Origin of the sequence: Klebsiella sp. HMSC16A12, assembly GCF_001808265.1 — a bacterium.
Taxonomy (GTDB): domain Bacteria; phylum Pseudomonadota; class Gammaproteobacteria; order Enterobacterales; family Enterobacteriaceae; genus Klebsiella; species Klebsiella pneumoniae.
The window spans coordinates 59,647-68,587 of record NZ_KV792528.1; the positions used below are offsets into that span (position 1 = coordinate 59,647).

Below are 8,941 nucleotides of genomic sequence, written 5' to 3' on the forward strand. Positions count from 1 at the left end.
TAAAAATTTCTTAGCATGCTAACGACTGGTCCGGGCCCTGGCGACGGGCATTACGCGTGGGAAGAGTGGGGTGTCAGCTCCGGCGTCTGCTGCAGGCGATAGCCTATTCCGGCTAAGCCAATCGAAACCAGCATTACGCTGGTGGTGGTCAGCAGCGGCGTGGCGATCAGCGCGGATACCAGCAGACTGGTCAGGAAGCACAGGCCAAGCTGCAGGGTATTTTGCAGCGCCGCCGCGCGGCCGGTCGCCTGCGGAAAAGGCTTCAGCGCCTGAGCAACCACGATGGGGTAGATCCCGCCGTTGACCACCGCCATCATGCAGAACGGGATCATTAACGCCACCAGCGAGGCATGGGTTTGCAGGCCCACCAGCCAGGTGGCGGCTACGCTGACGGCAAAAATCACCAGCAGCCACGGCAGCATCTGTTGACCGGACCATTTCTGCAGCAGCGCGCGACAGCCATAGCCTCCCACCAGAAAGGCGATGGTCTGCGGAATATAGCTCAGGCCGATAGCGGTTGGGCCATAGCCCATTTCATGCAGGATAAAAGGTGAACCGGTAAGCCAGGCGAAGAAGCTGGCGGAACAGGCGGCGTAGATCAGGACGTTGCCGCTGTATTCCCGGGAGCGCAGCAGCGCGAGAAAGGTGATCTTTTGCTGCGTCACTACTACTGACTTCGCGGCTGCCTTCAGGCGCAGGGCAGGCAGCATCAGCAGCAGAGTGATGGCGAACAGGGTGGCGAAGATGGCTTGCCACTCGAAGTGCACCAGCAGCCAGCTGCCCAGCAGCGGGGCCAGCGCCGGCGACAGTCCTACCAGCGGCATAATGGTGGCGAAGATGCGGTTCGTGCGCTGGGCAGGATAGTAATCGGCGACCATCGCCTGCCAGGTAACGGCCGCGGCACAGACGCCAATCGCCTGCAGAAAGCGCAGCGCCAGCATCAGGGTGGCGTTGTGCACCCACAGCATCCCCAGACAGCCGGCCGCGAAAATCGCCAGGCCGCTCAGCAGCACCGGTTTACGTCCATAGCGGTCCGACAGCGGTCCCCAGAACAGCTGGCCCAGCGCGAAGCCGGCGAGGAACAGGCTCAGGCTGGCGCTGATGGAGGCGGCGGAGGTGTTGAGATCCTGCTGCATGGCGGCAAACGCCGGCAGGTACATATCGGTGGCCAGAAAGCCCAGCACGCTCAGGCCGGCCAGCCAGACTAAAAATCCTTTCCCGGGTTGTGACATAACGTTCTCATAGTTGGTGTACAGGTACGATGCCGCAGAGTGTAGGGAGTGCATTGTGGCTTGTGAAACGCTAATATTTGTCACATGCATTCAAAAATTTTGCAGGCAGAAAATGTGGTCTGAATACTCTCTGGAAGTGGTTGATGCCGTCGCCCGTAACGGCAGCTTCAGCGCGGCCGCGCAGGAGCTTCACCGGGTGCCTTCCGCGGTCAGCTATACCGTGCGTCAGCTCGAAGAGTGGCTCGCCGTTCCCTTATTTGAGCGTCGCCATCGTGATGTGGAGTTGACCCCCGCCGGGGTCTGGTTTTTACAGGAAGGGCGCTCTGTTATCAAAAAAATGCAGATCACCCGCCAGCAGTGTCAGCAAATTGCGAACGGCTGGCGCGGACAGTTGTCGATCGCAGTGGATGATATTGTGAAACCGGCGCGGATGCGTCAGATGATCGTCGATTTCTATCGCCATTTTCCCGACGTCGAACTGATCGTCTTTCAGGAAGTATTCAATGGTGTATGGGATGCGCTGGCCGACGGCCGCGTTGAGCTGGCGATTGGCGCAACGCGATCTATTCCGGTCGGCGGTCGCTATGCGTTCCGCGATATGGGGATGCTGAGCTGGGACTGCGTGGTGGCGAGCGATCATCCGCTGGCAAAGATGGATGGACCCCTGAGCGACGACGTCCTGCGTAACTGGCCGTCGCTGGTGCGAGAGGATACCTCGCGCTCGTTGCCTAAACGGACAACATGGTTGCTGGATAACCAGAAGAGGGTAGTCGTCCCTGACTGGGAATCATCAGCAACCTGTTTGTCGGCAGGACTCTGCGTCGGCATGGTGCCGAGCCATTTCGCCCGTCCATGGATAGATCGCGGCGAGTGGACTGCGCTGGCGCTGGAAAATCCGTTTCCGGATGCCGCCTGCTGCCTGACGTGGCAGCAGAACGATGCCTCACCGGCGCTGAACTGGATGCTTGACTATCTGGGGGACAGCGACACGCTGAATCGGGAGTGGCTGCGGGCGCCGGAGAGATCCGCGCCCGCCAGATGCCTTAACGACGATAATCGACAAACGGGCCATCCGCTACCGAGCGGCGCTCAACCAGACGAGGGTGCACTTCGATAGACTGCGACTCTTCACGCTTGTTGACGATACGATCCAACAGCATGTTAAATGCGGCCTCGCCCAGGGAATCTTTCGGCTGATGAATGGTGGTTAACGCCGGGCTGAAATAGCGGGCGTTGCGCACATTATCATAACCGATCAGCGAAATGTCCTGCGGCACCCGCAGTCCCATTTCATCCGCCGCGCAGATAGCGCCCATCGCCATGATATCGCCGCCGCAGAAGACCGCCGTCGGGCGGTGCTGCTGGTTTAGGATCTGCTGCATTGCGCGGTAGCCGGACTCCGGCTCGAAGTCGCCCTGCACAATCCAGTTTTCCGGCACGCTGATATGCGCCTCTTTCATCGCCTGCATGAAGCCGGCCAGTCGCCCCGCGCCGGTGTTGCGCTCCAGCGGACCCGGGATCACGCCGATTTCGCGATGGCCGCGTTCAATCAGGTAGCGTCCGGCGATATAGCCGCCCTGGAAGGCGTTATCGATCACCGCATCGGTGAAGTCGGCTTTCGCCTCGCCCCAGTCCATCACCACCATTGGGATATGGCGGTACTCTTCCAGCATGCTCAATACCGAATCCGGATACTCGGAACACATCACCAGCAGACCGTCTACGCGCTTTTGCGCCATCATCGACAGATAGGCGCGCTGTTTTTCCAGATCGTTCCACGCGTTACCGAGGATCAGAGTATAGCCCTTCTGGAAGCAGCTCTTTTCAACGGACTCAATAATTTCAGCGAAATAGGCGGCTTCGCTACTGGTCGCCAGCAGGCCAATCGATTTGGTGTGATTGACTTTCAGGCTGCGCGCCACGGCGCTCGGCGAGTAGTGCAGCTCTTTAATCGCCGCCCATACCGCATTACGCGTCTCTTCGGCAACGAAACGGGTTTTGTTAATTACATGTGACACAGTTGTAGTGGAAACGTTTGCGCGTTTCGCTACATCTTTAATAGTTGCCATTACATCTCACTCCATGCCTTGACCTGATCGCCTGATCATCGATACGTAAACGTTTGCCTACACACACCCTGAATACAATTTTCAACATTGCATCACGTCGGGAAAACGACACAGAACGACAGGAAGGGGTCAATGGCCGATACGCTTTTAAATTAGCGTGGGATTTTGTCCGATCTTGGGGCAAAGTGGAAGAGCAAAAATGTGCATCGCCCTAAATCCCGGAAGATTTTTGCGATTTTTTGTGCAAAAATGAGCAAGCTCACTTTTGGTGTGGGGATAACAAGAGGGAAAAATGATGGATACCAATTTAAAGTTTTCGCTGATCACCACGATTATTGCTCTCGGCGTGATTGTCGCTTTCAGCCTGACCGCCATACTGCACTAATGTTTCGCTGAGGGAGGAGCGCCGCTTCCTCCCCATATCCCGCTATTATTATCAATTCTGCAAAAATCTTTTGTCATTTCGTTCACTTTTGTTTTTTTGTGATTGATGTCATGCTTTTGACTTCTGATGTTACGCCGTCCTCTCTGACGGTCTGATGGAGTCATTGAATGAAAATCAACTTTCCTTTACTTGCGCTGGCGATCGGCGCCTTTGGCATCGGTACCACCGAGTTCTCCCCGATGGGATTGCTGCCGGTGATTGCGAAAGGTGTGGACGTCTCGATACCGGTAGCGGGAATGCTGATCAGTGCGTATGCCATCGGCGTCATGGTCGGCGCACCGCTGATGACGCTGCTGTTGTCGCATCGCGCACGGCGCAATGCGCTGATTTTTCTGATGGGGATCTTCACCGTCGGCAACCTGTTGTCATCCATCGCGCCGGATTACACCACGCTGCTGCTGTCGCGCATTATTACCAGCCTCAACCACGGCGCTTTTTTCGGCCTGGGATCGGTGGTGGCGGCCAGCGTCGTGCCAAAGCATAAGCAGGCCAGCGCGGTAGCCACTATGTTTATGGGCCTGACCATCGCCAACATTGGCGGCGTGCCGGCGGCCACCTGGCTTGGCGAAACCATCGGTTGGCGGATGTCCTTCCTTGCTACTGCGGGATTAGGCCTGCTGGCGATGGTTAGCCTGTGGTTCTCCCTGCCGAAGGGCAGCGCGGGGGAACGTCCTGATGTCAAAAAAGAGCTTTCTGTCCTGCTGCGCCCGCAGGTGCTCTCCGCGTTGCTGACCACCGTGCTGGGCGCCGGGGCGATGTTTACGCTGTATACCTACATTTCGCCAGTGCTCAATACGCTGACCCACGCTTCATCGCTGTTTATAACCGCGATGCTGGTGCTGATTGGCGTCGGTTTTTCGCTAGGCAACTATCTGGGCGGCAAATTTGCTGACCGGTCGGTCTCCGGCACGCTGAAGGGCTTTCTGCTGCTGCTGATGGCGATCATGCTGGCGATCCCGCTGCTGGCGCAATCCCAGGCCGGGGCGGCCATCAGCATGATTGTCTGGGGCGCAGCAACCTTTGCGGTGGTTCCGCCGCTGCAGATGCGGGTTATGCGCGTAGCGCATGAGGCGCCGGGGCTCTCTTCTTCGGTGAATATCGGCGCGTTCAACCTCGGCAACGCGCTGGGCGCCGCCGCCGGTGGGGCGGTAATCTCTGGCGGACTGGGGTATGCGTTTGTGCCGGTGATGGGCGCGATTATCGCTGGTCTGGCGCTGATGCTGGTCTGGTTTAGCGGGCGAGCGCAGCCGGAAGAAGCTTTCGCCAGCCAGTAATCATCGGCTGGGCAAGGGCAAAAAAAACCGCAGCCGGGGAGACCCCGCTGCGGTTTGTCGTTTATGCCGCCAGGTTAGCCGCAACAAACTTCCAGTTTACCAGCGCCCAGAAGTGGTCCAGGTAGCTTGGACGGGCGTTGCGGTAGTCGATGTAGTAGGCATGTTCCCAAACGTCAACGGTCAGCAGCGGCTTCGCGTCGGTGGTCAGCGGGGTGCCGGCGTTGCTGGTGGAGACGATCGCCAGGCTGCCGTCGGCATTTTTGACCAGCCATGTCCAGCCAGCGCCGAAATTTTTCGCCGCGGCATCGGTAAATTTGGCTTTAAAATCCGCGAAGCTGCCGAAAGATTTGGCGATTGCGGCCGCCAGTTCGCCTTCCGGTTCGCCGCCGGCGTTAGGCGCCAGGCAGTTCCAGTAGAAGGTGTGGTTCCAGACCTGCGCTGCGTTGTTGAATACGCCGCCTTCAGAAGTGCGGACGATCTCTTCGATGGACTTGCCTTCGAACTGAGTGCCTTTGATCAGGTTGTTGAGGTTAGTGACATACGCCTGGTGGTGTTTACCGTAGTGATATTCCAGGGTTTCTGCGGAAATGTGCGGCGCCAGGGCGTCTTTTGCATATGGTAATGCAGGTAATTCAAACGACATTGCTACTCTCCTTATAACTTTTTGTTTTATCTCACATTGACAGGATGAGGTTTTCACCTGAATCGTGTTCTGACCGCCCGACGCTGTCGCGTCCCGGGCGTGTTATTGTATTGAGAATGTTAACATTTGCCGCAAGCAGTGAAAAGCCTTACAACGATAAAGGCTATTATCACCGGTGCATGTGGTGAAGGCTTAACCGTTTTCTGCAGGAGTGGGTGATAAGCCGCCAAAATTGTTGCAACCCTGTATAAGGAGATGCCCTCTGCGGATTTGCGAACTCGCATGGCGATTAACTACTCTGCTTCGCCGCTGTCACGCATTGCGCTGGACAAAAAATAAAACTTTAATATCAAACGATTAATAAAAATATGCGCTCAGGCAATCGTCGCTATGCCAATAATTCATTGTCTATTTTTTAATTTGTATGACAAATATAGCCGCCAGCAGTAATTTCCCCAGGATGACGACGATGGCAAAAACAGATGAGGTGGTGAGCGCGAAAATGATCCCGGTGGTGCAGGGGATTGTTGACTGGATCGAAGCACATATTTTCGACACCCTGTCGGTGAGCGCGATTGCGAAAAAGTCCGGCTACTCACACTGGTACTTCCAGCGACAATTCGCCATGGTAACGGGCTGCACGCTGGCGAGCTACGTCAGCCGACGAAAGATGACGATTGCGACAATCTATTTAACGCAGACGCAGGCGTCGATACAGAGTATTTCTCAGTGTCTGGGATACGAGGGACAAGCCGCTTTCTGCCGGACCTTTCACCGTCACTTTGGCATGTCGCCGACCCGCTATCGTCGTGATACGCCGGGCAAAGAGAGCAATCTGCAATATCCCTTGCGGGTGGGGATGGAGATCGAGCAGGAGAGGCGGTCTGCCGCCGCAGCGGCAGACCGGGATCAGCGAATGGTTTTCGGCGTCATGACGCGACGAGCGCCGACATAATGGCGAACCCAGTAATCCTCGCTCAGGGAGGTGATTTGAATATCACGACCTGTGCGCGGCGACTGAATGAATTTTCCGTTGCCGACGTAGACGCCGACATGGTCGGCAGCGCCCCGTCCGCGGGTGCGGAAGAAGACTAAATCGCCGCTCTGCAGTTCATCACGATCCACCGGACGCGCATCGCGCAGGTGGTACATTTCGTTGGCCGTACGCGGGATGTGGATCTTTACCAGGTCCTTATAGGCGTAATAGACCAGCCCGCTGCAGTCAAACCCGGTGCGCGGCGAGGTGCCGCCCCAGCGATAGGGTTTACCCAACTGGCCCATCAGTTTGTTCATCGCGGTACTTTGCGCTTTTTGCACCCGGACCTTGTGGGCGTCGGCGATCGTTAAATTCGCTTCGCTGGCCTCGGGCTTACAGCGTTTTTTATAGCCCTTGCGCACCACGCATTTGCTTTTGACGCTGTTTAGCGCCAGGGTCGGCTCGGCGCTGGCGGCGACCGTTTTCGCGCACTGCTTTTTATAACCTTTACGCAGCACGCATTTTTTCGTCGCGCCGGCGGCCTGACGATGAAGTGCGGTTTGGCTTGCTGCGGTAGTGCGGGTAGGGAGCCGGGTGCGCGAGGACTTTTTACTGGTGGTTTTAGCGGTGGTTTTAGTTTTTTGACTGGTTGCTTTTTTCTTGCGCTCTGAGCCACTTTTCGCGGGCAACGCTTTTGGCGAAGCGGAGGCGTGCGTATGCCCTGATGCCTGAGCCAGTGGCGTGAATGAGATAGACGTGAACAGTAATGCACAGAGCGATATCGCGATTTTGTTTAGCCGCGCCACTGAGCAATCCCCTGATTAATTACAGACATGTACAAATGCCTGACGATGAATGACAAACCGGAATGATTCTAAAGCATAAAAAGCCGGAAAGTTAATATTCTTTTGTATCAAAAATGTCGATTGGTTAACGATTGCAAGAAAACGCGTCAGACATTGACCGCCTCGCACAGAAAATGCGCAATGAGCGCCCGCCTGCGACCGCAAAATGATATTTTTAAGGCAACTTCGCGCAACAGAAGATAAAATATGAATAGTGAAAAAAATGTTATTATCCGTCCTGCCTACAGGACGCTACAATGACAAGTTACTGCCGTAGAAAGAAGTTTAAGGAAGCACGACAATGAGCTCGACTTTAGAAAAGATCCAACGCCAAATCGCTGAAAACCCGATCCTGTTGTACATGAAAGGGTCGCCGAAGCTGCCAAGCTGCGGTTTCTCTGCCCAGGCCGTTCAGGCGCTGTCCGCCTGTGGCGAACGTTTTGCTTACGTTGATATCCTGCAGAACCCGGATATTCGCGCCGAGCTGCCTAAATACGCCAACTGGCCGACTTTCCCGCAGCTGTGGGTAGACGGTGAACTGGTGGGCGGCTGCGATATCGTCATCGAAATGTACCAGCGCGGTGAACTGCAGCAGCTGATCAAAGAGACGGCGGCAAAGTACCATACCGACGAGCCAAAAGCGGAGTAATTCCCGCCATCAGTAAAAAAGCGACTTCCTGGAAGTCGCTTTTTTTATCACTCCGGGGTGGCTACGGGCAGCGGCCAGCCGCCCAGACGCTTCCAGCGGTTCACGATCTCGCAAAACAGCTGCGCCGTCTGCTCGGTATCATACAGGGCGGAGTGAGCCTGCGCGCCGTCGAACGGCATACCCGCGGCAATACAGGCTTTCGACAGCACCGTCTGGCCCAGCGCCAGCCCGCTTAGCGCGGCGGTGTCGAAGGTAACAAACGGATGGAAAGGGTTGCGTTTAAGTCCCGCGCGTTCGGCGGCGGTCATGGTGAAGCTGTGGTCAAAGGTGGCATTGTGCGCCACCATGATTGCCCGGCTGCAGTCGCTCTCTTTCATCCCTTTGCGCACCATTTTGAAGATGGCATGCAGGGCATCGTATTCGCTGACGGCCCCGCGCTGCGGGTCATGCGGGTTAATCCCGTTAAAAGCCAGCGCTTCGGGCTGCAGATTGGCGCCCTCGAAAGGTTCAACATGGAAATGCAGCGTTTCATCGGGCATCAGCCAGCCGTGCTCATCCATCTTCAACGTAATGGCGGCGATCTCCAGCAGGGCGTCGGTTTTGGCGTTAAATCCTGCGGTTTCAACATCGATCACCACCGGATAAAAACCGCGGAAACGGTCGCACAGACCATTCAGTTGAGCGTTCTCGGACATCAGATTCTCTTAGCTGGAAAAAAGTAGCGCGCATTATGGCAAGTTTTGCCGCGGCTTGCAGCAGGCAGGGGTGAAAACAACGGGCGCCGTAGCGCCCGGGAGAGCCATGGCAT

10 protein-coding genes are annotated in these 8,941 nt (G+C 56.3%); 5 read left to right on the forward strand and 5 right to left on the reverse strand.

The genetic code is table 11. The annotated features are described in order from the left end of the window. Nucleotides 1-50: 50 nt before the first annotated feature. Nucleotides 51-1,232: a purine nucleoside transporter PunC gene (gene punC, locus HMPREF3140_RS02000; protein WP_002907785.1), complete on the reverse strand. Its 1,182-nt coding sequence runs from the start codon at nucleotides 1,230-1,232 to the stop codon at nucleotides 51-53. Nucleotides 1,233-1,344: 112 nt separating this feature from the next. Here punC and punR point away from each other — a divergent pair, with 112 nt between their 5' ends. Continuing rightward, the gene (gene punR / locus HMPREF3140_RS02005; RefSeq protein ID WP_004184276.1) at nucleotides 1,345-2,349 is read left to right on the forward strand and encodes a DNA-binding transcriptional activator PunR; all 1,005 of its coding nucleotides are present in this window, start codon (nucleotides 1,345-1,347) and stop codon (nucleotides 2,347-2,349) included. On the opposite strand, the gene purR is transcribed toward punR, so the two are convergent. Continuing rightward, nucleotides 2,276-3,301 carry an HTH-type transcriptional repressor PurR gene (purR, locus tag HMPREF3140_RS02010; protein WP_002907778.1) on the reverse strand — a complete coding sequence of 342 codons (1,026 nt, stop codon included), beginning with the start codon at nucleotides 3,299-3,301 and terminating at the stop codon, nucleotides 2,276-2,278. The genes punR and purR overlap by 74 nt on opposite strands. 292 nt (nucleotides 3,302-3,593) lie before the next feature. On the opposite strand from purR, the gene HMPREF3140_RS28075 reads away from it, so the two are divergent. Together HMPREF3140_RS28075 and HMPREF3140_RS02015 are read left to right on the forward strand one after the other, a co-directional pair. Then, complete coding sequence (locus HMPREF3140_RS28075; protein WP_002907776.1) at nucleotides 3,594-3,686, forward strand: cytochrome bd-I oxidase subunit CydH; 93 nt, start codon at nucleotides 3,594-3,596, stop codon at nucleotides 3,684-3,686. Nucleotides 3,687-3,853: 167 nt separating this feature from the next. After that, nucleotides 3,854-5,020 (forward strand): MFS transporter, encoded by a 1,167-nt coding sequence (locus tag HMPREF3140_RS02015; RefSeq protein WP_032411638.1) that lies wholly within the window; start codon nucleotides 3,854-3,856, stop codon nucleotides 5,018-5,020. A gap of 61 nt (nucleotides 5,021-5,081) precedes the next feature. Here the strand turns inward: HMPREF3140_RS02015 and sodB are convergent, their stop codons facing one another. Continuing rightward, the gene (gene sodB / locus HMPREF3140_RS02020) at nucleotides 5,082-5,663 is read right to left on the reverse strand and encodes a superoxide dismutase [Fe] (protein ID WP_070552826.1); all 582 of its coding nucleotides are present in this window, start codon (nucleotides 5,661-5,663) and stop codon (nucleotides 5,082-5,084) included. A gap of 469 nt (nucleotides 5,664-6,132) precedes the next feature. Here sodB and HMPREF3140_RS02025 point away from each other — a divergent pair, with 469 nt between their 5' ends. Further along, nucleotides 6,133-6,618, forward strand: coding sequence for a helix-turn-helix domain-containing protein (locus HMPREF3140_RS02025; protein WP_004212764.1), 486 nt, complete (start codon nucleotides 6,133-6,135; stop codon nucleotides 6,616-6,618). Here HMPREF3140_RS02025 and HMPREF3140_RS02030 read toward each other — a convergent pair. Beyond that, nucleotides 6,573-7,445: a C40 family peptidase gene (locus tag HMPREF3140_RS02030; RefSeq protein WP_004151204.1), complete on the reverse strand. Its 873-nt coding sequence runs from the start codon at nucleotides 7,443-7,445 to the stop codon at nucleotides 6,573-6,575. The two genes, HMPREF3140_RS02025 and HMPREF3140_RS02030, sit on opposite strands and share 46 nt — an antisense overlap. Nucleotides 7,446-7,785: 340 nt before the next feature. Between HMPREF3140_RS02030 and HMPREF3140_RS02035 the strand changes: the two genes are divergently transcribed. Continuing rightward, nucleotides 7,786-8,133 carry a Grx4 family monothiol glutaredoxin gene (locus HMPREF3140_RS02035; RefSeq protein WP_002907768.1) on the forward strand — a complete coding sequence of 116 codons (348 nt, stop codon included), beginning with the start codon at nucleotides 7,786-7,788 and terminating at the stop codon, nucleotides 8,131-8,133. 47 nt (nucleotides 8,134-8,180) lie between these two features. On the opposite strand, the gene rnt is transcribed toward HMPREF3140_RS02035, so the two are convergent. Continuing rightward, nucleotides 8,181-8,828 (reverse strand): ribonuclease T, encoded by a 648-nt coding sequence (gene rnt, locus HMPREF3140_RS02040; protein WP_002907766.1) that lies wholly within the window; start codon nucleotides 8,826-8,828, stop codon nucleotides 8,181-8,183. Nucleotides 8,829-8,941 lie beyond the last annotated feature (113 nt).